18 protein-coding genes are annotated in these 22,823 nt (G+C 34.3%); 12 read left to right on the top strand and 6 right to left on the bottom strand.

The window, feature by feature from the left end:
- Positions 1-119 precede the first annotated feature (119 nt).
- Both NU08_RS16200 and NU08_RS16195 read left to right on the top strand, forming a co-directional pair.
- Complete coding sequence (locus tag NU08_RS16200; protein WP_129748159.1) at positions 120-2,771, top strand: beta-1,3-glucanase family protein; 2,652 nt, start codon at positions 120-122, stop codon at positions 2,769-2,771.
- A gap of 176 nt (positions 2,772-2,947) precedes the next feature.
- On the top strand, positions 2,948-4,573 hold the full coding sequence (locus NU08_RS16195; RefSeq protein ID WP_129748158.1) for a glycosyl hydrolase family 18 protein: 1,626 nt from the start codon (positions 2,948-2,950) through the stop codon (positions 4,571-4,573).
- Positions 4,574-4,855: 282 nt separating this feature from the next.
- Here the strand turns inward: NU08_RS16195 and NU08_RS16190 are convergent, their stop codons facing one another.
- Both NU08_RS16190 and NU08_RS16185 read right to left on the bottom strand, forming a co-directional pair.
- Positions 4,856-6,787, bottom strand: a complete 1,932-nt coding sequence (locus tag NU08_RS16190) for a metallophosphoesterase family protein (RefSeq protein ID WP_129748157.1) — start codon at positions 6,785-6,787, stop codon at positions 4,856-4,858.
- A 320-nt stretch (positions 6,788-7,107) separates the two neighbouring features.
- Entirely contained in the window at positions 7,108-8,172 is a 1,065-nt protein-coding gene (locus NU08_RS16185) for a phosphatidylinositol-specific phospholipase C1-like protein (protein ID WP_129748156.1), read from the bottom strand.
- 262 nt (positions 8,173-8,434) lie between these two features.
- Between NU08_RS16185 and NU08_RS16180 the strand changes: the two genes are divergently transcribed.
- The 5 genes from NU08_RS16180 (at position 8,435) to NU08_RS16160 (ending at position 15,970) form a co-directional block, all read left to right on the top strand.
- The gene (locus tag NU08_RS16180; protein WP_129748155.1) at positions 8,435-8,959 is read left to right on the top strand and encodes an RNA polymerase sigma-70 factor; all 525 of its coding nucleotides are present in this window, start codon (positions 8,435-8,437) and stop codon (positions 8,957-8,959) included.
- 84 nt (positions 8,960-9,043) lie between these two features.
- A complete protein-coding gene (locus tag NU08_RS16175; protein WP_129748154.1) occupies positions 9,044-9,967 on the top strand; it encodes a FecR family protein in 924 nt (307 codons plus the stop codon).
- 69 nt (positions 9,968-10,036) lie between these two features.
- Positions 10,037-13,321, top strand: coding sequence for a SusC/RagA family TonB-linked outer membrane protein (locus tag NU08_RS16170; protein ID WP_129748153.1), 3,285 nt, complete (start codon positions 10,037-10,039; stop codon positions 13,319-13,321).
- Between the two features lie 5 nt (positions 13,322-13,326).
- The gene (locus tag NU08_RS16165; protein ID WP_129748152.1) at positions 13,327-15,096 is read left to right on the top strand and encodes a RagB/SusD family nutrient uptake outer membrane protein; all 1,770 of its coding nucleotides are present in this window, start codon (positions 13,327-13,329) and stop codon (positions 15,094-15,096) included.
- 505 nt (positions 15,097-15,601) lie between these two features.
- Entirely contained in the window at positions 15,602-15,970 is a 369-nt protein-coding gene (locus NU08_RS16160) for an STAS/SEC14 domain-containing protein (RefSeq protein WP_129748151.1), read from the top strand.
- A 73-nt stretch (positions 15,971-16,043) separates the two neighbouring features.
- Here NU08_RS16160 and NU08_RS16155 read toward each other — a convergent pair whose 3' ends face one another.
- From NU08_RS16155 to NU08_RS16145, 3 genes are read right to left on the bottom strand one after another with little or no spacing between them, the layout of a single operon-like run.
- Positions 16,044-16,316 (bottom strand): PrgI family protein, encoded by a 273-nt coding sequence (locus NU08_RS16155; RefSeq protein WP_129748150.1) that lies wholly within the window; start codon positions 16,314-16,316, stop codon positions 16,044-16,046.
- 39 nt (positions 16,317-16,355) lie between these two features.
- On the bottom strand, positions 16,356-16,754 hold the full coding sequence (locus NU08_RS16150; protein ID WP_129748149.1) for a hypothetical protein: 399 nt from the start codon (positions 16,752-16,754) through the stop codon (positions 16,356-16,358).
- A gap of 34 nt (positions 16,755-16,788) precedes the next feature.
- Positions 16,789-17,277 (bottom strand): hypothetical protein, encoded by a 489-nt coding sequence (locus NU08_RS16145; RefSeq protein WP_129748148.1) that lies wholly within the window; start codon positions 17,275-17,277, stop codon positions 16,789-16,791.
- Between the two features lie 337 nt (positions 17,278-17,614).
- Here NU08_RS16145 and NU08_RS16140 point away from each other — a divergent pair, with 337 nt between their 5' ends.
- Entirely contained in the window at positions 17,615-18,088 is a 474-nt protein-coding gene (locus NU08_RS16140; RefSeq protein ID WP_129748147.1) for a CinA family protein, read from the top strand.
- 284 nt (positions 18,089-18,372) lie between these two features.
- Entirely contained in the window at positions 18,373-18,915 is a 543-nt protein-coding gene (tnpA, locus tag NU08_RS16135) for an IS200/IS605 family transposase (protein WP_317126365.1), read from the top strand.
- A gap of 12 nt (positions 18,916-18,927) precedes the next feature.
- Here tnpA and NU08_RS16130 read toward each other — a convergent pair whose 3' ends face one another.
- The gene (locus tag NU08_RS16130) at positions 18,928-19,842 is read right to left on the bottom strand and encodes a DsbA family protein (RefSeq protein WP_129748146.1); all 915 of its coding nucleotides are present in this window, start codon (positions 19,840-19,842) and stop codon (positions 18,928-18,930) included.
- A 268-nt stretch (positions 19,843-20,110) separates the two neighbouring features.
- On the opposite strand from NU08_RS16130, the gene NU08_RS16125 reads away from it, so the two are divergent.
- The 3 genes from NU08_RS16125 to NU08_RS16115 all read left to right on the top strand — a co-directional run bounded on the left by NU08_RS16125 (position 20,111) and on the right by NU08_RS16115 (position 22,823).
- The gene (locus NU08_RS16125) at positions 20,111-20,809 is read left to right on the top strand and encodes an SMI1/KNR4 family protein (protein WP_129748145.1); all 699 of its coding nucleotides are present in this window, start codon (positions 20,111-20,113) and stop codon (positions 20,807-20,809) included.
- A gap of 30 nt (positions 20,810-20,839) precedes the next feature.
- The gene (locus NU08_RS16120; protein WP_129748144.1) at positions 20,840-22,189 is read left to right on the top strand and encodes a DUF6138 family protein; all 1,350 of its coding nucleotides are present in this window, start codon (positions 20,840-20,842) and stop codon (positions 22,187-22,189) included.
- Between the two features lie 115 nt (positions 22,190-22,304).
- Positions 22,305-22,823 carry a hypothetical protein gene (locus NU08_RS16115; protein ID WP_129748143.1) on the top strand — a complete coding sequence of 173 codons (519 nt, stop codon included), beginning with the start codon at positions 22,305-22,307 and terminating at the stop codon, positions 22,821-22,823.

Below are 22,823 nucleotides of genomic sequence, written 5' to 3'. Positions count from 1 at the left end.
AATCCGTTGGGTGCAATTCAAGGAGGGCATACCAGTTGCACCTGGCGGATCATTTAGTCATTTGAAAATGACTTTGGTTTTAGAATCTAATTATTATGTAACCCCAAAATTATTTAGATATGAAAAACAATAAAATTCAAAGATTTTCTATTCTGACCGCACTGTTTCTAGTGTTTTCAACTTTTATGTACGGTCAGGGGCCAGTTCCTTTTACGATAAGCAATAATTCCACTTTTGCAGACAGCGATCTTTATGTTGCCATTGTTGGAATCGATTATACTACAGGAAACCATGTTTGGGTAAATGCCAAAACAAGTCAGGTTTTGCCAATGAGTGCTTCTTATAACACGGTTACAGGGCCAACTTATGGCGGAAATACTGGGCCTGGGCAAAACTCAAAATATGCTGCATGTTTTACAAAACTGAGTGAAATTCCAAACAAAACCTTCACTTTGCCATTAATTGCAGGATGCAGGGTTTTTATTTCTAAAGGATCACAATTGTACTTTTACTTTTTTGGAGCCAGCGGAGCGCCTTCAGGATATGCTTCGCCAAATCCGCAGAATGCTACAGATCCAAATCAGGGAATTTTATATGAAATGATCGAATTGACGAACAATCAATACGGTTTCTTCGGAAATCCAACACGTGTAGATTCATACAAATATCCAATGGGATTAGAACTGTTTGGAGCAAACGGTTACCAAAAGAAAGTGGGAGATTTGAAAAAACATGCTGATATCGTAGCCGCTTTTAAAGCCAATGTTCCAGCAGAGTTTCAAGGTTGTGTAAACGATGCAACAGGAGAAATTACAGCACCTTCTAAAACACCAGCTTATGCACAAGGAGGACCGTATGAAAACTATTTAAAATCTTATATTGATGCCATTTGGAACAAATACAAAAATGAAGATTTAATTTTCTATGCAGGAGATGCAGGAGTTTTTAAAGGAAGAGTTATTGGAGAACAACTAGAAATGGTTGGGCAATCTGGTGCTTTTGTGGGAAGAACTGGACGTGTTCAAAACCGACCGACAACGCAAGAAGCTCTTGAAGGAAAAGGTGTTTTGGATAGAAGATTGGTCGACGGAGATCTGGATTTAGTAATTCAAGCTCAATTAACGGCTGCGATCAACCGACATGTGGTAAACACTACAACTGCAAATCCAGGACAGCAAAATTGGTACGATGCATCGAAATATTATCAGACAAACCCAACCAATCATTATTCTAAATTTTGGCATTTGCTAGGAATTAATATCGATAATCTAGCTTACGGATTTGCTTATGATGATGTTGCCGATCAGTCGCCATCGCTTCATTCGCCACAGCCAACTAAAGTTATTGCTACGTTTGGAGGTTATTACGGACTTACAACACCTTCGGTTCCAGCTTCAACAGATGTTATTACAGTATATAAAGATTGCAATTACACAGGTTTCTCTGGCGGATTAACAATTGGAGATTATAATCTGGCTCGTTTGAATTCTTTAGGAGTTTTAAATGATGATATTTCTTCACTAAAAATTACTCAAGGTTATCAGGCGATTTTATATCAAGATGATAATTTTGGCGGAGCTTCAACGGTAATCAATTCTGATAATTCTTGTTTGAATACCACTTGGAATGATAAAGTGAGCTCTATCAGAGTGATTGCAAACGGAACGGCAACTTTAGGAAATCAGACTTTCTTTCTTCAAAACAGAAACAGCGGTTTATATATGGATGTTTGGAATTCTAGCATGTCAAACGGAGCTGGAATCAATCAAGGCGCTTTGAATTCTGGAAACAATCAGAAATTTACTTTTACGCATTTAGGAGACGGAATGTATAAAATCATTGCGAACCATAGCGGTATGTCAATGGATATCAATAATTTTAATAAAGCCAATGGTGCAAGAGTAGAGCAGTATCCGTACAATGCAACGACAAATCAGCAGTTTATTTTGGTTTCTACGGGAGATGGCTATTATAAAATTGTTGCCCGTCATAGCGGAAGAATTGTTGAGGTTGCAGGAGCAAGTACAGCTTCTGGAGCGATTGTGCAGCAATGGGATAATAACAATCAGACTTGCGGACAATGGAAATTAGTTCCTGCAACATCTTCTCAAACTTCAGTTTTAATTCAAGCAGAAGATTATTCAGCTATGAGCGGAATTCAAGTTGAAACAACTACAGATACTGGCGGAGGATCAAATGTGGGTTACACAGAAACGGGAGATTGGCTGGCGTACAATAGCATTAATTTCCCAACAACAGGTTCTTATTTAATTGAATACCGAGTAGCAAGCGCGGTTACAGGCGGAAGATTATCTGCAGATTTAAATGCTGGAGCTATTGTTTTAGGAAATGTTGATATTCCGAATACAGGAGGATGGCAGAACTGGCAAACTGTTTCGCAAACTGTAAATGTAAATGCAGGAACGTATAATTTCGGAATCTACATTCAGAATACGGGAATGAATATTAACTGGATTAAAATCACAAAAGTGGCAGGAACAGCGAGAATGGCGACAGCTGAAACGGTAGAAGAACCAGAAGAAACGGTTTTAAATGTTTATCCAAGTCCAGTAGAAAATACTCTTTTTGTTACCACAGATCTTTCTGGAGGAACTGCAAAAATTGTAGATTCTCAAACTGGAACTACTTTGTTTTCACAAAAAATAACCAACAATAATAGTTTTGATGTTTCGCATCTTAGAAAAGGAATCTATTTTATAGTTTTTGAAAAAGATGGCAAACAAACCATCAAGCGATTCATAAAGAAATAGTTTTAAAAAGTGATCTCAGGCTTTAGATTTAGATCATAATTTACGTAGTGTTAGTTCTGCGAAATTAAATTATAGATCAAATCAAAAAATCTAAAGTCTGAAATCTTAAATCAAAATATATAACTCAAATAACCGTCCCATGTTTACGAGTTTATTAATCTATTAAAACAATTATTATGAAAAACAATTACCGAAGAATGCTGCAGAAATGCATGATTATTTTAGTGTTGGGTGCTTTTAATTTAGTTTCGGCCCAAAAGAAAGTAATAGCTTATGTTCCCAATTGGATAGATTTGAATTCTTTTTCAAGCACAATCCAGTACAGTAAATTGACGCATATTAATATTGCGTTCGAAAATCCTGATGCTAATGGTTATTTAAGTTTTAATTCAGGAAGCAATGCTATTATCAATGCGGCGCATGCGCAAAACGTAAAAGTATTTGTATCGCTTGGAGGAGGTTCTGTTTCAGAAGGCGGAGCAATTCGTGACAATTATTTCAATTTAATAACCCCAGCCAACAGAACGGCTTTTATTCAGAAAATCTATGATTATGTCGTTGCTCACAATTTTGATGGAGTAGATGTTGATTTGGAAGGTCCTGCTATTAATGGAGATTACGGCGGATTTGTAATCGCTTTGGCTAATAAATTGCATGCTAATGGAAAATTGATTTCAGCAGCGCTTTCAGAAGGATATGGTGGTGCCAATGTACCTTCATCTACTTTTGCGGCTTATGACTGGATCAATATCATGGCTTATGATGCAACTGGGCCTTGGGCGCCAAACAATCCGGGTCAGCATTCTCCTTACAGTATGGCAGTAAATCAGTTTAATTATTGGACAGGAAGAGGATTGCCAGCAAGCAAAGCTATTATCGGACTTCCGTTTTATGGCTACGGTTTTGGAGCTTCTGCCAATCAGGGAATTTCTTATGCCAATATTGTGGCTCAATATCCAGGAGCTGAAAATTTGGATCAGGTGGGAAATACAATTTATTATAACGGAATTCCAACCATCAAACAAAAAACAACTTTTGCAATTCAGAATGCAGGCGGAGTTATGATTTGGGAATTGTCTCAGGATGCAACAGGAACAAAATCTTTGTTAAATGCCATTAATCAGGTAATTACTGGAGGTACTTCTCCAGGAACAGGAACTTTAATTCAAGCTGAAAATTACAATACGATGAGCGGAGTTCAAACCGAAGCAACAACTGATACAGGTGGTGGATTAAACGTTGGATATTGCGATACAGGCGACTGGATGGCATATTACAATATTAATTTTCCAACTTCTGGTTCTTATCAAATAGAATATCGCGTTTCAAGTGCGGTTACAGGAGGTAGATTATCATCAGATTTAAATGCAGGAACGATTCAGCTTGGCGCCATAAATGTTCCAAATACAGGAGGATGGCAAAACTGGCAGACGATTACGCAAACCGTAAACGTAAATGCAGGAACATACAATTTTGGAATTTATGTTCAAAATACTGGTTTTAATATCAACTGGTTTAGAATAACAAAATCGGGTTCAACGGCAAGAACAGCTGCGCCAACTACAGAACAATCCATTGCGAGTTTAGAAGTTTATCCAAATCCAACCGAAAGCCAGCTTTTCTTTAGCACAGAGGTTTCTGGCGGAAATGTAAATGTCATCAACACAGAAGGTGGCGCAACTGTTTTTTCTCAAACTGTAAACAATAATAGTATTGATGTTTCGACTTTAAAAACAGGAATTTATCTGATTTCAGTAGAGAAAAACGGAATCAAAACGGTAAGACGTTTTATTAAAAAATAATCATAACCCATTTGCCATAATGGTTTTAGATGCATTAAATTTTAGGTTTTAATGTGATGAAAAGGTTGTCATTTTTTTGACAGCCTTTTTTTGTAGCGCAGAGTTTTAGGTTTAACCGCAAAGAGCGCAAAGGTTTACGCAAAGAGCGCTAAGTTTTTTTGAGCTAAATTTTTATAAAATGAAAAGTTCGCAAAGCTTTATCCATATAACTTTGCGAACTTTGCGTTTTAAGCGTATTCGAATAATAAAAAACTTTGCGCTCTTTGCGGTTAAATTACAAAGTTATTTCAAACTTTTAACGTCCCCATTTTTCAAATCGACTGTAAAATGATCTGCTGGAACTTCGTGCATGAATTTATTGAAGATGATAAGAAATAATTTCATCTGTTTTTGTAGCGGATTATCTTTTGAAAGATCAGTTTTTGAATCTTCTAAAAATAAATGAGACAAGACTTTATATTCTTTTACTCGTTGAATTCCAACATCGGTTAAAGCCAATTCATCTGCACTTCTAAAACGGTAAAAATCTACTAGAAGATCGTAGCCAGTCCAATTAAAGTTTTCTTTTTTGAGATTGTTTTTAGCTAGAACTTTTTCTGATTTAGCTTCAGCTTCATTCCATTGTTTTTGAAATTGATCTTTGTTTTTAAGAATAAAATCAAAATCTTTATCCGATTGCATATTGGCCAAAACCAGTAAATCTTTCGCAGAAACATTCAATATAAAATCTTTGAAAGCAGTAGGCCAATCGTCTTTTAAGAATCGAAGGCGAACTAATTCTTTCAAATGGAAATCGGTAAAATCGTGATAGTTTTTCGTTTTTAAAATATCAATATTCCAAATATCTTGCGTTTTCCGACTTTCCAAAAATTGATATTCCATTTTATACAAATCGAAAAGTTCGTTGTATCTCGGAACATCATCAATAGTAATAGTTTGAATATCTACAAGATTATCTTTTTTGAAAGTCAATAATTTATAAGCTGGAATATAAGCCGCAAGCGATGGCGTCTGAATATTAACCAAAGTATTTCCTTTTGCAGAAGTTCGAACTCCTGTATCATTAATATGCATATGTCCGCCAAAATGAATTTTTAGTCCTGCATCTGCAAAAACTTGTGCTACTTCTTCAACAGGAACACGGTTTAACTGCCATTTGTTAGGGCCAAGCAATTCTTTTATTTCTGCGGAAGCGTCATCGTTAAAATCAATCATTGGGAAATGGCTGAAAGCGATTAAAGTTTTTCCTTGTTTTTTGGCTTCCGCCGAAATCGTTTCAACCCATTTTATGAGATGTTTTTTGTTAGAAAGTACATTGTTGTAACCTGTACTGGCTTCGTTGTAATTCTTAGAATCTTTTTCTGCAGAAGCATTTTTCTTTGGTATATAAACATTTCCATCAATCGCCATTAGCCAAAGCCCGTCGATAGGTTCTACGACATAACTAACATCTGGAACTTCATAACCTGGCGCTACTTCATATACACGATTTGCCAGTTTAGCGCTTTCTAAAGCCTTTTCAAATGTATAGTTTTCGCTTTTATAAGAAGAAAATGGAGTAGACCAGAATTTGTATTTTTTATTCGGATGAAAACCAAAATCATGAAGCTGATCTGTAATTCCTAAATAACCCATTTTAGCAATATCGGCGCTAACAACTACTGGCTGTTCGATGTTTAAATTGGGCTTATAAAGGCCGTTTTTGCTAAAAATGGGCTGACTTTTACCATCATTTCCTAAGAAATCTTCTTTGCCTGATTCTTGAGCAAAAGGCCCAACTGGATCGTGATTTCCCGTTGTGATGAAGAATTCTATTCCGTATTTTTTGGTGTATTGTTCTAATATTGTGGCTAATCCGCGAACGTGAATCGGTTGACCGTCATCGGTATAATCTCCGGGAAGCGCCACGCATTTGATTTTTCGCTTTGCGATATCTTCTAAAGTAGCTATAAATGCAAAATAGTTTTCATTGAAAATTCGTGTAGAATGTAGCTGAGATGACATGGTTCGAAGCAAGGTATATTGACCCGTTTTCGGATTTAGAACGCCTTTGTAATCGGAGTCTGAGAATCTACCAAATAGATCCTGTAAATGGACATCAGATAAAAATGCGATTTGCGTTCCGTTGAGGTTTTTTGCTTTTTGTGCTGATACTGTATTATTGAAGAAAACTAGGAGCAATATTATGTATACTATTGTAAATTTTGAATTCATAGGTTTTTGTTTTTTTTACCGCAAAGGGCGCAATCCCGATAGCTATCGGGATACGCAGAGAGCGCAAAGATTTTGAGCGAAGTTTATATAATAAACAAGTTCACAAAGCTTTGTGGATTTTACAATTTAAAAAAAATAATTATCGAATCTAATTTTGACATAGCCCGCGGTTTCAACCGCGGGCTATGTTTGAAAAAATATCTGCATATAGCTTTGCGTACTTTACGTTTATAAACGTAATCTTAAATAAAAAAATCTTTGCGAACTTTGCGTATCCCGATAGCTATCGGGATTGCGTCCTTTGCGGTTAAGAAAAAAATTTAAGGCACGTTTACAGGATTATTTCTAACATAACTTCCATCATCATATTTAATCTGATAAGGAGAATTAAAGAAAGTGCTAGGCAGATAATAATCGGTTGAGATGATTTGCGCGCCAGATTTTTTAGCCGCTTCAAAATGAGAATAATCGTTTTTGCGGGCTTCTTTGGTGTCAGAATCGGCTCTGGTTCGTATTAAATAGCCTTTTTTAACTAATTCTTCGATTTGCGGATCTTCAGGATTGTTTCTAAATAAAGCAGCAGCTTCAGGTTTTCCTGGTTCGGCGTTAATAAAAACGGCGCGTCCCTTAAGGGACGGATGATTCAATGCGTACAAATCTCTTTTTGCGCCGTTGTTATCTAATAAGAATAAAAATCTTCCTTTTGCTTCTTTTAGGGTTGGCCAATTGTTGTTTAATACTGCTTCTTCGAGTGTTTTATATTTTCCGCGAACCATGTCTGGCGTAATCAATTTGTCTTTTCCTAATTCTTTACGGATTACTTTGTCCATTTCGTCAAAAACAGCAACAGTAAAATCTTCTGGTTTTGTTCCGAAGAAATTGGCATCGCCATCTTTTGGTTCTAAAGTGATGAAAACAGGAACGTGATTCGGATTGGCGTCTGACCATTTTTTCAATTCCTGAAGACAGATTTCGAAAGTATAGCAAGAAGTTCTAAAATCGATATCAGGCATATGAAAAACCTTAAAACCTGGCTTTTTCATTAATCCGTTTGGGTCGTAAGCTTCTTCAGATTTTGCAATGTCCAAACCTTTCGGATGCGCATATTTTCCGCCTTTCGCGTCAGCAAAAATGTCAATTTCCAGATTTCGCAAGCCTTTGTTTAATTGATCGGTAATGCTGATGTGAGTGTATTGTAAACCTTTAAGCGAACGAGAAGTATCTCTAGCCTGAATAAGATTATATAAGTCAGTTTCGATCGCGTGACGATAACTGTTATGTGATCCGATAACCTGAAGCTGGTTAATTTTCAGATTGTCGTTTTGCAATTGAGCACTTAAATTTAAAGTGCTGGCAAATAATAAGGTGAACAAAAATGGTTTCATGATTCTAAAATGTAATTAATGTTTGACTGGGACGCATCAAAAGAAAATTCCATTTTTTGAAAGTCACTAAATTAAATGTCATGTTCGATTTTGATGTTAGTTTAATAAAAAGAAATCGCAAAGGCATTCCTATTTCTGCTTGAAAAAAGTAGTATTTCTACATCAAATGTGTTTATTTTTTAATTTAAACATAACATTGACGCAAAAAGTATTGGAGTTTCATTTCCTTATTTTACGATATTAAAAAGCCTGTAATTACCGTATGAATAATCCTGAAATTTTTGAACAAACGTATAACCAATATTGGAAAAAGCTCAATGCCTTTTCTTATACGATGACTCAGGATAAAGACTTGGCGCAGAACATTGTTCAGGATGTTTTTGTTGATTTATGGGAAAGAAAAGAAGAACTGAATATTAACGCAATCGAACCCTTTTTGTTTCGTGCGGTGAAGAATCAGGTTTTCAAACATTATCAAAACAATCGTTTTGACAAGACTATTTTAGAAGAAAAATTCGAAGACTACATTATCGATAATTTTTCGACAATAGATCCAGAAGTGATGGATTTGCTTTATTCTCTATTAGACAAACTTCCAGAAAAGAGAAAAGAAGTTTTGCTGATGTATAAATTTCAAGACATGACAATTGATCAGATTGCTGAGGAACTTGGAATTTCTAAACAAACTGTAAAAAATCAGATTTCATCTGCGGTGAAACAACTTCGCGAAGGCTTAAAAGACTTGGCTTGGCTGGCTCCTTTTATTATTTTCAATCAAAAATTTTAAAATAACTTTCGCTTGATGTTTTCATAATATTTGGCGATAGTACGATTTCTGGTTTCTGGTACTTATTCATAACAATAAGTATTTATGATAAAAAGAATCAAACATAGTTTAGAATATCTGCTGGATAAAAGTTCGCGAGGAAAAACTTCATTGGCAGAAGAAAATTTATTACATGATTTTGCCTTTAGCGAATATCAGAATTCAAAATGGGATAATGATCTTATGGGAAATCCAGAAATCGAATCTCAAAACATATATGACGAAATTCAGTTAAGAATTGGAAAGAAAAGATCTTTCCGTCCTTATTTAAAATATATAGCTGCTGCCAGTATTCTTTTTCTGCTTGGTTTAGGATTTTTCTTGAGACCAAATGTTTTAAACCAAAAACAAATCACATTTAAAACGTCATCGATTCCCAAATCTATCCAATTAAGTGACGGTTCGAAAATTTATCTGGCAGCAAACTCATCATTTCAGTATCCTGAAAAATTTGAAGGCGATCAAAGAACGGTTTCCTTACTAAAAGGAAATGCGTTTTTTGAGGTTGCCAAAGACAAACAGCACCCTTTTATTATTCATTCTGGCGAAATAAAAACCAGAGTTGTGGGAACTTCATTTCACATTCAATTATCAAAATTAAACTGTAAGGTAATCGTAGTAACCGGAAAAGTAAATGTTTCTGGAAAAGGGCAGAGTGTTGATTTAATGCCGAATCAGGAAGCTTTATTTGAGTCTCAAAAATTGACCAAACAAATGGCTGATAAAGCTTTTTTGATCAATTGGTATAATGAAGATGTAACGCTGGAACAAACTACTTTAAAACAAGTAATTGCCATTTTACAATATAAATACGGAGTTTCATTTGAGTATGATGACAAACACGTATTAGCAACGCCGTTAACGGTATTCATCAAGAAGGACGCGACATTAGAAAATGTTTTGGAACAAATAAATTATATCACAAACCTAAAATTCAAAGTTTATGGCGAAATAGTAAAAGTGGATTAAAAACAAAAAAGCAGTTGCGGGAACAACTGCTATTAATAATTAAGCATCGTAAAAACAATTACTTAAATCATGTATTTTAAACCTTCTTATTTAAATCTAAAGAGTTTTGTCTTTTTAGTTCTGGCTTTACTTGCCTTTCAGAGCGGTTATAGTAAAACTAATTTGCTAAAAGAGTCAAAAGTAGCAAATAAAATAGAAAAAGCTACCCTTGTTTCTATTTTTTCAAAATTAACACAACAAACCGATTACAAATTCAGCTACGGACAAGCTGTAATTGCTGATAACACAGCTTATGCGGTAAATTATAGCAATGAGTCTATTACGGCGATTTTGAATGATCTTTCGCAAAAAGCAAATTTCAATTATAACATTAACGGAAAATTGATTTTAATTCAAAAAACAGCTGCGCCAAAAGCAGTTAATACTAAAGCGGTTGACAGAATTAAAGTAAAAGGAAAAGTGGTCGATGAAAATAAACTGCCGATTCCTGGAGCAACAATTACAGAAACAAGTTCGTCAAATTCAACGGTAACTAATTTCGATGGAGAATTTGAAATTACAGTTGGGGAAGGAAAAACGATTGACATTTCTTATATGGGTTATAAAACTAAAACAGTTGCCGTACAAACTGGTTTTATGACGATTCAATTAGATCCAAATACAGCGGAATTAAATGAAGTTTTGGTTGTAGGTTACGGAAAACAATCTAAAAAAGACGTTACTGGTGCGGTTACGCAGTTGGAAGCAGGAAACTTTAAACAAGGTGTAAATGTTTCTGTAGATAATTTAATGCAGGGAAAAGTGGCTGGTGTGCGTGTTGTAAATACAAGCGGTGAGCCAGGAGCGGGAGTAAACGTGACCATTCGTGGAGTTGGATCTATCAGAAGCGGAAGTACGCCTTTGTTTGTTGTAGACGGTGTGCCTTTGTCTAATGATGATGTGAGTCCGTCGGGAAGTAATGTTGGATTTGGAACTTCTTCGGCTAAAAATCCGCTGAACTTTTTGAATACAAGCGATATCGAATCTATTACAGTTTTGAAAGATGCATCGGCTTCTGCAATTTATGGAGCGAGAGGATCTAACGGAGTGGTTTTGGTAACGACTAAAAAAGGTTCTAAAGGTGAAGGAACATTAACTTTTGATACTTATACAGGAGTTGCAACTGTGGCTAACAAACTTGACGTTTTAAGCGCTGGCGAATATAGAAATGCCATAAAAGATAAAGCATTTGATCACGGAGGAAATACAGATTGGCAAGATGTAATTTACAGAACAGCTATTACAACAAACAATTCGCTATCTTTTTCTAAACAGACAGATTCTGGAAACTATTACGCTTCGATTGCTCAAATGGATCAAGAAGGAGTGGTTCGCAACAGTAATTTCAAACGTCTTTCTGGAAGAATCAATGCAGCTGAATCATTTTTGGATAACAAACGTTTGAAAGTAAAAATGAATCTTACGGCGAGTGAAACTAAAGATGATGGAGTTCCAACAAGTGATGACGGTGGTTCTAACGGACAATTGATTGTACATACGTTAATGGCAAATCCGACGCGTTCTGTTTTTGATGCGAATGGGAATTACACCAACTTTAATATGAATGCGCATTACAATCCAGCGTATTTGTTGAGCATTTACCAAGATCAAACTAGAACGTTGAGAGTTTTAGGAAACTTAGAAGCGTCTCTTAGAATTATTGACGGATTAGAATATAAATTGAACATTGGTGTCGATCGTTCGATGGCGGAGAGAAACACAACCATTTTTCCAAACTTAACCGATTTGAATCCGAAAGGGAAATATGTTCAGAATAACTTAGATTCTAAAAACTCTTTAGTTGAGCATTATCTAACTTACAATTTGAATTTAGATAAACATAAAATTGAAGCTTTAGGAGGTTTTTCATACCAAAAATTTGAAAGATCGGGTACAAGTTTCAGCATTGACGGAATCGCAAATCAAGGCGAGGGAGTTCCGCCTTCAATCAATCCTGGTTTTAAAGGCACGCAATCTGGAACAACAGGTTACGCGCAAGAAAACGAATTGCAGTCTTATTTTGGAAGATTGAATTACAGTTTTGATAACAGATATCTTTTAACAGCTTCTATGAGAGGTGATGGTTCTACTCGTTTTGGTAAAAATAATAAATATGGTTATTTCCCATCATTTGCCTTAGGATGGAATATTGCGAATGAAAGTTTCTTAAAAGATTCTTCGACATTAAACAATTTAAAACTAAGAGCGAGCTGGGGACAGACAGGAAACCAAGAAGTTGAAAACAAAATTACGCAAGCAAGCTATTCTTTATCTGGAGCTGATGGATATTATTTATACGATGATTTAAATCTAGTGAACGGAGTTTCTGTAAACAGAACACCAAATCCTGATTTGAAATGGGAGGTTGTAACGCAATACAACGTTGGTTTAGATTTCAATTTATGGAATGACAAATTGTACGGAACATTAGATTATTTCAATAAAACGACTACCGATGCGATTTTAAATGTTCCTTCTCAAGCTTTGAGCCCAACGACTACAATTTGGACGAATATTGACGGTAAAATCATCAATAAAGGTATCGAGTTTATGTTAGGTTCAAAAATTGTGGACACGAAGAATTTCTCTTGGAATATTGATATGAACGGAGCAACGCTTCATAATAAAATTGAAGATCTTCCGGTTTCAGAAATTTTGACAGGAACAATTTCTGGTCCTGGACAATCGGGTGTAAATGCGAATATCTACAAAAGCGGATACGCAGCTGGATCATTCTATTTGTTAGAACATATTGGTTTTGATGCCAACGGAGCAAATATCTTTAAAGATCAAAATGGAGACGGTAAAATTGACAATAGCGACAGAATCATTATCGAAGGAGCTTTACCAACTTTCTACTACGGATTTAATAGTGATATGAGATACAAAAACTTTACATTCTCATTTTCTATTATCGGACAAACGGGAGGCTATTTATTGAACAACACAGGTTTAAATGCATTAAATATCAATAACCTTGCATCTGACCGTAACGTGGCTACAAATTATTATGAGTCTGGAGCAAATCCTGCAAACTCACCAATTTTGTCCACTTTATTCTTAGAAAAATCAGACTTTATTCGATTGAATACGGCTCGTATTGGTTACAATTTTGATTTAAAAGGATTGAACTGGATCAACGGATTAACGCTTTATGTTACAGGTCAGAACTTAATTACGATTACAAATTACACAGGTTACGATCCGTTAATCAACAGTCCGAAATCAAACGGAGGAAATCAATCTATCGGTATCGATTATGCGAGTTATCCAACTTCTAGAACATTCAGTTTTGGAGCAACTTTAAAACTATAATTATTATGAAGACAAATACAATTTTTAATATTAAAACATTAGCAATATTCTCTTTTATATGGCTTTTTGCAAGCTGTACCAATCTTGACGAAGTTGTTCTGGATGAGGTTTTAGGAGAAGACGCTTCAAACCCAGCTGGAGCTTTGGCTGCAGCTTATGACCGTTTGGGAGATGGAACTTTTGTAGATCATGGCGGTGTTTTCTCTTTACAAGAATATACGACAGATGAGGCCATCCTGCCAACTCGCGGAAGTGACTGGGGAGACGGAGGAAAATGGAGAGACATGCATGAGTTTAGTTGGAAATCGGATAATGCCATTGTGGTAGATAACTGGAATAAATTGACAAACGGAATTACACGTTCATTAACAGCTATTCAATCGGTTGAAGAAAGTTCAATTCCAGAGAAGAAATTGTTTTTAGCAGAAGCGAAAGGACTTTTAGCGTATTATTTATATACCACTTTAGATTTGTACGGACAAGCGCCTTACAGAGATCCGATGAATCCAAATGCGCCTTTACAGATTTTAAAAGCCGATACGCAAATCGATCAATTGATAAAAGATGTTGAAGCTTTATTGCCAGATTTAGCAGAAATGGGAACGCAGCAGACGCATCATGGAAGATTTACAAAAGAAGCGGCGTATGGATTTTTAGCGCAGATGTATTTGAATCGTGCTGTTTTTAAAGATCGTTTTAATGCATCTTCAACCTTTAATTTTACTGAAGCTGCAGCAACGGGTACAGGAACAGACATGGATCGTGTAATTTATTATACTTCATTGCTGATTGATTCTGGAAAATATTCTTTAGAAAGTGATTATTTCAAAAACTTCGCAAGAGACAATGACAAAGGAAAAGAATTGATTTTTGCTATTTCTCAAAAGATCGATTACATCAGAAATGGTTCAAACAGTTTTGCTTATGTGTGTATGGAGCGTAACCAAAGAACATCTGCAGCAAATAGAGGAACAAATGCGGCTTGTACAACTCCCGAGTTTTTTGCAACATGGGACGGCAATCATGATGATCCGAGATTTCAGCAGAAATACCAATATGCTGATGGAACATGGTTTATGAATGATGGAACAGATATTAGTGTTCCAGCAACTGATATTGTACCGAAAAGTGCCAATTTGCCTTGGTTTCATTTTAATAGAGGAATTCAGTATGGACCACAATATGGACCAATCTTATTGTCATCTGGTTCATTGGAAATGGTTAACGGACGTATAAAAGTTTCTCCGTTATACATGGAAAAAAGCACAACAACGAGAATGGATTTTACGCCTTCTTTAACCTTCAAAAATCCAGCTCAAGCAGTTTTTGCTCAAAACGAAATCAATCAAGGAGCACGTGTTTTTAAATATGAATTTGATCCAGAAGGAGGAAACGGAAACAGTAATGTTGATATTCCATTATTCCGTTTAGGAGGAATTTATACCATGAGAGCCGAAGCTTATTTTAGAAAAGGAAATACTGGTGCTGCAATGGATGATTTGAACAAATTGCGTACAAACAGAAAAAGAGAATCTTTATTTGGAAGTACACCAGGAAAAGCTTTGACTGCAATTGATCAAACAGTTTTATACAATGAAATTGGTTTTGAATTGTATTGGGAATTATACAGAAGACCGCAGATGATCCGTTTCGGGAAATTTGATCTTGCCGGAACAGCAAAAGCAGCTTCGCAACCTTACAGAAGAGTTTTCCCAATTCCGCAGTCAACAATTGATGTAACGAAGGAATTCAAACAAAATCAAGGATACAATTAAGTTTGTTTTTTAGAAGTGACAAAGTGACAAAGGTGCAAAGGCACAAAGTAAAGCACTAAATCTAACACTAAATATTTACAATGAATTTTTTAGCAATTAAAAAACTTTGTCACTTAAAAACTTTAAAGTTTGTGTGTTAGTTTATTTTTTATTTTTTTTCAAAAAGCCTGTTTTCAAAAAAAAGCAGGCTTTTTTTTTAGATGCTAAGGTTCTGAGATGCTAAGATTCTAAGTTTTTTTCTGCATGCAGTGTATAGATGCACTGCAGTGCATCTAACCCAAAGTTTTTCCTCTCTAACTAATAAAATTTAAGGCTGTAAAAAGAAACTTAGAATCTTAGCATCTCAGAATCTTAGTATCTTTAAAAAGAACTTAAAAAAATATAATAAACGAATAGTTAAATATAATCTGTATCTGGTTGATAATAAGTAAATTTGAGTTAGAATTTTGCATTTTCAAATGTCTCAAATAAAAACATCATTAATAACTCAAAAAGTATAAAAATCATGATACATCAAATCGATACCACAGATAATATTGTTGCCTTTAGAGCATTGGCAGAAGTGACAAAAGATGATTTTGTAACTGCAGTGGCTCCAGCCGTTGAGCATTTGGTAAAACAGACAAATGAGATTAATTTCTTATTGGTTCTGGATACCGATATTGAGAATTTTACAGCGGGAGCGTGGCTGCAAGATGCTCTTCTTGGTTTGAAAAATCTTGGAAAATGGAATAGGGCAGCAATTGTTACTGATACAGATGAAATCATTTCTTTCACCAATGGTTTCAGCTATATTGTTCCGGGAGAGTTTCGCGGATATAAAAAAGTTGATTTTAATAAAGCATTAAATTGGGTTGAAGGAAATATTTCTTAACCAAATCTTCTCAAAAAAAGAAAAAGAGCGCTTATAGAAAATAAGCGCTCTTTTTTATGATAGTTTAAAACGATTAGTGATTGTATTCGATACCGCTGCTTGATTGAGCATCAATTTTATCTTTAGATACTTGACTATATTTTTTATAACATGCCGATGCCAAAATGGGTAATGCAAGACTTCCTACAACAGCACTTATTTTTGGATGCCCCGTTTTCTTCAAAACTGCCGATGCTAAAAGAGCACCAACGCCAGCACATACCATTTGTTTTACTGACAGATTTAATGGTTTACTTTCAGGTTTAATTCCGTGTAATAATGGGTCTATAAAATTCAAATTCTCCATAATGCCAATTAATTTTAATTATACTTATTTGTTATTTTTTTAATTTTTACTGTTTTCAGTGTCAGTTTCACTTTCAATTTTCTCAATTTCGACCTTTTCTTTCTTTATCGCTTGACGCAATAAAGCAAAAAGACTCATGTAAACGTTTGCCATAAAAACCAGAGAAAACCCTGCCAAAATATATCCTCTCCAATCATTTAACAAAAGTTTATAATCGCATATAATCAGAAAGGCAATTGTAACATAATGGCTAAAGCAATATTCACATGTGAGAAGATAAAAAAACTTTCTGGATAGGATGTATCTGTCATTTTTAGAATGTCTGACACACCATTCATGCGGTTCTCTAAAAATTTCTTCGTGTGTGACAGTCCAGCTGATACAAGCAATCGGAATTGCTAATACAAAAAGCCAGACAATTTGAACTGCTATAGTCATCAATTTAATACTTTACAATTTACGATAATTTTTGCTATTCTCTAGGGTGGTTTTCTGGATAATGTTCTGCATCAAAATCGTCCAATTCTTCATCTTCATCCAGATCGACGTCATTTTCAAGATCATTTTCGTAATCCAAATCAGGATCATATTCATCATTTAGATCATCTTCCGTGTCATCGTTTGTAATGGCATCATCTTCATTGATAATTCTTTCTTGATTCGGAATGTTCTCTGAACGGATATTTGTATTAGGCTCAAAATCTCCTTTTGGATGCAAAGAATCTTCAATAAACTCTTCCTGATATTGATACGGATCTTCATCACGCGCATAATTGTCATTGTCAATCAGCGTATTTTGTTCATAATAATCGGGATCGCTTTCGCCAAATTCTCGATTGTCATGTTTTTTCAAAACTTTTTTAAACTCGTCTTCATTTGAATATGTACCATCAATGAGAGTATTTTGTTCGATATAATCAGGATCAAATTGACCATAATCATGGTTGTGTTGCTTTTCCATAATACTATTTTTTAGTTATTACTTTTTTCAAGATTGAATCTTCATAAAGAAGACCTGCAAATTCTTTACAGTTTACTGTAATTGTCTTATCGTAGCTTTTAAAAGTCATGGCATTTTGGCTTTTATATTTTTTCGGATTGTACTAAATGACTTTAAAAAGCTGTATTTACAAATTTACTGCGTTATGAAAAGGAAGTTCTTATAAAAAAATAAACGATAGTTGCATAATTAACAGTTACTTATAATATAAATATTGTAAGAAATTATGTAAGTTTACTATGCTCGAACAATCTACATTTGAGGTTGAAATTAATGTATAATTAAATTTTAAATCAATATGGCGTCAGAAAAGGTAACCGCGTGCTGTCAGACTTTAATCGAAAAGAACTTAACAATAGCATTTGCAGAAAGCGCCTCTGCTGGAAAAATGTGTTATGAGTTTTCGAGAGTTATTAATTCCGGAAGAATTCTCATAGGAGGAATAGTATGTTATCACACTTCAATGAAGGAAGATTTGTTACATATTCCGTGGGGAACTATTGAACAGTATAGTGCAGAATCTGCAGAAGTTACCAAGTTAATGGCGCAAAATTTTTATCGCTACATTAATTCAGATATTTGTGTTGGTTTAACAGGACTGACAACGCCAGGCGGAAGCGAAAGCGAGTCAAAACCCGTTGGAACTATTTTTATCCATATCATTTTTGGCGAAAAGCAAATTGCCAAACGTTTTGAATTTAAAGGGACTCCAGAAAGTATAATTGATCAGGCAATAGATGTTGTAGCCGATTTGATTTTGAGGGAGATTTAAACCAATCAAACGTCCCTACGGGACGAAACACCAAAAACATTTTTTTTCTACCGATGAGATGTTCCTAGCGGAACATTTTTTCAAATTCTTTCTATTCCAGAAAAAAACTTTCCTCCGAACATTTTGTCTTAAAATAATACTCTAAAGACTTTTAGAAGGCATATTAAAGGCGATTATTTTTAAAATTCGTATTGGTGAAAAAAGAAATGTTCCGTTAGGAACATCTCATCGGTAGAACTTTAATTAATTATGTTTTTTCGTTCCGTAGGAACGTTTGGTTGGTAATGGCAAATACATACACACAATTGCATATACAATTTGTATTTGCAGTGAAATACAGAAAAGCATTAATTGCAAAGGAGTGGAAAGACAAATTACATCAATATATTACGGGCATAATTCAAGCCAATAGTCATAAAATGTTATGTATTAATAGCATGCCAGATCATATACATATTTTTATAGGAATGCGTCCCACACAATCTATTTCAGCGTTGGTTCAAAATGTAAAAACAGAAACCAGCAAATGGATTAAAGAACAAAAATTGTCACAAGATTTCTCTTGGCAAGAAGGTTACGGAGCATTTTCATATTCAAGAAGCCATGTGCCTAATGTCATTCAATATATTCAAAATCAAGAACAGCATCATAAAAAAGAAACATTTTTAGAGGAGTATCAAAAATTATTGAAAGCATTTGAAATAGAGTTCGATTATCAATACATTTTTAAAGAACCACTTATAATGTCAAACGTCCCTACAGGACGAAATGAACAATCTCATTTATTTTTTTTACCAATGAAATGTTCCGATGGAACATGTTTTTAATAATTTAAGAAATTATTTTCTAATATATAAAGAACCATTTTTAATCGTCTTTTTATCTAATAAACCTTGCAGATATAATTTCTCTAAAATGGAAGTCGCTTCAGAAGTTGATTTTTCTAATATCACAGCATACTCTTTTGGAGCCAATGTTGGGAAAATCTCGAATAAATCTAACGGATTTTCATTTTTAATATTCTTCTTTTTTGCTTTTGGAAACAACGTTAATAGGGCATTTTCGTAAGAAGAATAAGGTTTAGAACCATAAACTGTTAATTGATTATTATCGGCATCAGCCAAAAATAAAGTCGGAAAACCACGCACGCCAAGAGTTTTTGCTAAGTTTAAATCTTCTTGGAAAAGTTCTTCGGCGTCATCATAATCTGCTTTTAGTTTCTGAACATCTAAACCTGAAATTTTTGCAGCTTCTGCAATGTTCTCCCATTTTGCAATATTCTTTTTATCTAGATATAGCTTTTCGCGAAGAATGCGCATAAATTTCACAGCCTTTTCTTTACTCTGCATTTGGGCTCCTTTCATGGCAATGCAGGATGGATAAGAAGAATCTAACGGATCTTCAAGCCAAACATTTCCATCAATTGGCATTTCGTAATACAAACTAGCATCGTCCCAATGGTGCGCAACATCAGAAGGTTTGCTTATTCCGCCGCTGTTATAGCTCCAATCAGGCAATAAACCGCCCATTCGGTAATCAATTTCGAAATAATCGCCGTATTCCAGTTTTAATTTTCTAAGCTGAGGTTCAATTCCCCAACAAGAAGAACAAATGGGATCGGTATAGTAAATGATCTTAACAGGTTTATTTTCTACAGGAATGGCTGTTTTTGCATTCGTTTTTTCGCCAGCAGGCATTTCGCACATTCCATTCACAGGATCGCATAATAGCGGATTTGTTTTTTCTTCACTCATTCTAGAATTCGTTTGTGACTGGCAGCTTACACTGCAAATCAAGATTAATAGTATCGATAGTATTTTCATAGTTATGTTTAAAAGGTACTCTCGAGGTTTTGAATTGATACAAATTTCGAATGAATTTAGCTGCCAGTCAATTAGTCAAAAAAATATGACTAGGAAATACATGTTGGTTTTAAAAATTACCTCTGTTTTAAAAGTGAGATTATCATTACAAGGTGTAATTAATTGTTTATTTTTGCTTTACATAAAATAGAAGCCTCAGATGAATTATATTCAAAAAATTAAACGCCTTTACAACCTATCTGAAAATGAAAACTATGGATTTTCAGAAAAACAGATTCTCGATCTTGAGAAAACATTAAACGTAAAACTTCCTTCAAAACTCAAAGAATATTATTTAGAATTAGGAAAAGAAGAAAACCTTAATTACTGCTTTAACAGACTTTTGATACCTGAAAACGAGATCGGATTTTCTGATGATGATTTTCTGGTTTTTTACGAAGAAAATCAGAACGTCGCTTTTTGGGGAATTAAAAAAGAAGATTTATCACAGGAAAACCCGCCCGTATATGGCAATTACGACACAATAGAAAAATCGGATTGGGAAATAGAAACTGAAACAACAGATAACTTTTTTCTGCTGATGGCAGTTTTCAACGGGACTTTGGGCGGACTTCAATTTAACGGAAATTATTTAGGAGAAATCGATTCTGGAATTGTAAAACTTGTTGAAGAAAACTATACGCTTGTTCCCGAAATCAGCAGAGAAAATCAAAAGGTATATACAGATGATTTTTATGATGTAATCAGTTTGTCATTTGATCAGGAAAACAATTGCACAGGAGCTTTTATTGGATCAAGCGATCAGGAACGATTTGATGCCATTCTTGATCTTGTTGATATTGATTGGTCTTATCTGTCTTATGATGATGAAGAATATGATGAGGACGATGAAGAATAATCAAGTTTAAAAGTGATAATAAAATAAAGAATGAGAGAATTAAATTATTTAGTAAAGATAGAAGGTAACGAAGCGCTTTTAGAAAAATTCATTGAAGCGATTGATAACAATACAGTTAAAATAGATAGAGCATATCCAAATCCTTATGTATTAGATTCGGGTGAAAAATTTCTGCTATCGCCTATAATTGAATATTTTTTCCAGACTAGACCTTTCTCAAAAGAGTTTTATATTTCATTTGTTGAAAAACTAAGAAAGCTTACTGGATTTGAAAGTTACCGCTATTCATTAGGATTGCAAGCTGAGGAACTGGTTTTTAATAGTTTTGAAAGAGTAAAAAAAGGCAAATACAAGATTTTTATACCCAAAACAAAAGAAGAGCTTCCGAAACCCATATTGACAGAAGAGCAAAAAGAACTTTTAAGTTTTATATGTTATATCGCTGTCTCTCATATTAAATACGGTCCAAGTTATGCCACAGTTACTGCAAATGAGTATTTTGATGTGGTAACCGAATTGGGTTCTGATGAAGTAGAACAGCTTAAGAAAAACGGAACAGGCAAAATTCCAAAAGAGCTGACAGAATATAAAGACAAAGATTTTACAGGTAAAGCAAATGATGTTTTCGCCAAAATAAATCTTAAACTGAATACGGAAACAGAAGAAAGTTATGCAAAAGCATTGCACTTCGTGAATAACCTTCTAAAATCGGATTTTCCTAAAAGCTTCGAGATTAGTTTTTCATCAAAAGAAAAAGAATTGCTTCCTATAAAAGGACTTCCGAAATGCGGACAAAATTACTTTTTTGCTGGAGCATTGAAGTATCCAAATTTGCATAAAAGCATTTTAGAATATATTGATCTTACTAAAAAGAAATACGAATGGTACACCAATCTTGAAGCTGAAGATTGTGCGATGCCTTCAACTTTTGCTGTTTTTGCTTTAGGATTGCAAGACGAAAAATATCTTGAAACATTGATAGATTATTATCAAACAATAGATGGTGAACATCAGTCTATTCAGCAGAAATTTACACCTGTGTTTTTGGAGAAATTCGGAATAAACAAGAAATCAATAAAAGTGTATATCAATGCTATTTTATCGATGCAGGAACATCCGCATAATAAAGCGTTCATTTCTTATTTTACAAATGAAAATAGCTTGAAGTTATTGTTGGATAGTAAAGAGAATTTTGTTTCGTATTATTTTACAGACAAAGATTTAAAAGAATATTCAGATAGTAACACTAATGTTCAGGAAATGGCAGATTATTGCTGGGAAGGTGTGATGTATACTACGTTTGGACAAAGCAAAGGTTTTGCTAAAATTAGTAAACAGCTTACAGATGCAGAAAGAGAAATATTTGAAAAACTTTTGTGATAAAACGTTATGAATAGGAAAATATAGATTGAAGAATTCAGCAATAATATCTTTTTACTTGAAGTATTATTTCTGATATTTAATAGATTATGATTGAATGAACAAAGGAATATTTATGAAATTACGAAAAGAAATAGAACCTCAATTTGATGTTGCAAAAAAACATTATCCAGAAATTTTAAAACTGATTCTGGATTATACTGACTTTTGTGATGAAAATGGAGATGAAGAAAACCTGGAGTACAAAATACTCGAAGATAAATTACATCGAATATCAGGAAAAGAAATGTCTCAATTTAATCTTTGTGAATGGTGGGAAGAAGAAGGAGCAGAAGTTTTAGCATTTAATATTTCACTTCCAAATCCTGAAAAAACTGAAAATATTTCAAAAGATGAATTATACGAAGTAATAAGAAGACTAAAATCTTTTGAGGAACCAAAAGATCTTTCAGATTTTGCTGTTTCTTTTTATATTAACGTCGTCTCTGGAAACGGCTATTTTATGAAATGGTTACAGATGAATTTTAGCTCATTCAAGTTAAATTTATTTCAAAGAAATAAAGATAAAAAAGGTAAATATTTTGAATATTCAATTGACGAAGTTGTAGAAATTCTTTGGAATAATGGCAAATAA

It is taken from the genome of Flavobacterium anhuiense (genome assembly GCF_004151235.1).
Classification (GTDB): Bacteria; Bacteroidota; Bacteroidia; order Flavobacteriales; family Flavobacteriaceae; genus Flavobacterium; species Flavobacterium anhuiense_A.
This window is presented reverse-complemented; position numbering and strand designations above follow the sequence as displayed.

Excerpts from the sequence above, each read along its gene's own strand:
- NU08_RS16200 (WP_129748159.1), top strand. The coding sequence starts at position 120 with ATGAAAAACAATAAAATTCAAAGATTTTCTATTCTGACCGCACTGTTT.
- NU08_RS16195 (WP_129748158.1), top strand. The coding sequence starts at position 2,948 with ATGAAAAACAATTACCGAAGAATGCTGCAGAAATGCATGATTATTTTA.
- NU08_RS16190 (WP_129748157.1), bottom strand. The coding sequence starts at position 6,787 with ATGAATTCAAAATTTACAATAGTATACATAATATTGCTCCTAGTTTTC.
- NU08_RS16185 (WP_129748156.1), bottom strand. The coding sequence starts at position 8,172 with ATGAAACCATTTTTGTTCACCTTATTATTTGCCAGCACTTTAAATTTA.
- NU08_RS16180 (WP_129748155.1), top strand. The coding sequence starts at position 8,435 with ATGAATAATCCTGAAATTTTTGAACAAACGTATAACCAATATTGGAAA.
- NU08_RS16175 (WP_129748154.1), top strand. The coding sequence starts at position 9,044 with ATGATAAAAAGAATCAAACATAGTTTAGAATATCTGCTGGATAAAAGT.
- NU08_RS16170 (WP_129748153.1), top strand. The coding sequence starts at position 10,037 with ATGTATTTTAAACCTTCTTATTTAAATCTAAAGAGTTTTGTCTTTTTA.
- NU08_RS16165 (WP_129748152.1), top strand. The coding sequence starts at position 13,327 with ATGAAGACAAATACAATTTTTAATATTAAAACATTAGCAATATTCTCT.
- NU08_RS16160 (WP_129748151.1), top strand. The coding sequence starts at position 15,602 with ATGATACATCAAATCGATACCACAGATAATATTGTTGCCTTTAGAGCA.
- NU08_RS16155 (WP_129748150.1), bottom strand. The coding sequence starts at position 16,316 with ATGGAGAATTTGAATTTTATAGACCCATTATTACACGGAATTAAACCT.
- NU08_RS16150 (WP_129748149.1), bottom strand. The coding sequence starts at position 16,754 with ATGACTATAGCAGTTCAAATTGTCTGGCTTTTTGTATTAGCAATTCCG.
- NU08_RS16145 (WP_129748148.1), bottom strand. The coding sequence starts at position 17,277 with ATGGAAAAGCAACACAACCATGATTATGGTCAATTTGATCCTGATTAT.
- NU08_RS16140 (WP_129748147.1), top strand. The coding sequence starts at position 17,615 with ATGGCGTCAGAAAAGGTAACCGCGTGCTGTCAGACTTTAATCGAAAAG.
- tnpA (WP_317126365.1), top strand. The coding sequence starts at position 18,373 with ATGGCAAATACATACACACAATTGCATATACAATTTGTATTTGCAGTG.
- NU08_RS16130 (WP_129748146.1), bottom strand. The coding sequence starts at position 19,842 with ATGAGTGAAGAAAAAACAAATCCGCTATTATGCGATCCTGTGAATGGA.
- NU08_RS16125 (WP_129748145.1), top strand. The coding sequence starts at position 20,111 with ATGAATTATATTCAAAAAATTAAACGCCTTTACAACCTATCTGAAAAT.
- NU08_RS16120 (WP_129748144.1), top strand. The coding sequence starts at position 20,840 with ATGAGAGAATTAAATTATTTAGTAAAGATAGAAGGTAACGAAGCGCTT.
- NU08_RS16115 (WP_129748143.1), top strand. The coding sequence starts at position 22,305 with ATGAAATTACGAAAAGAAATAGAACCTCAATTTGATGTTGCAAAAAAA.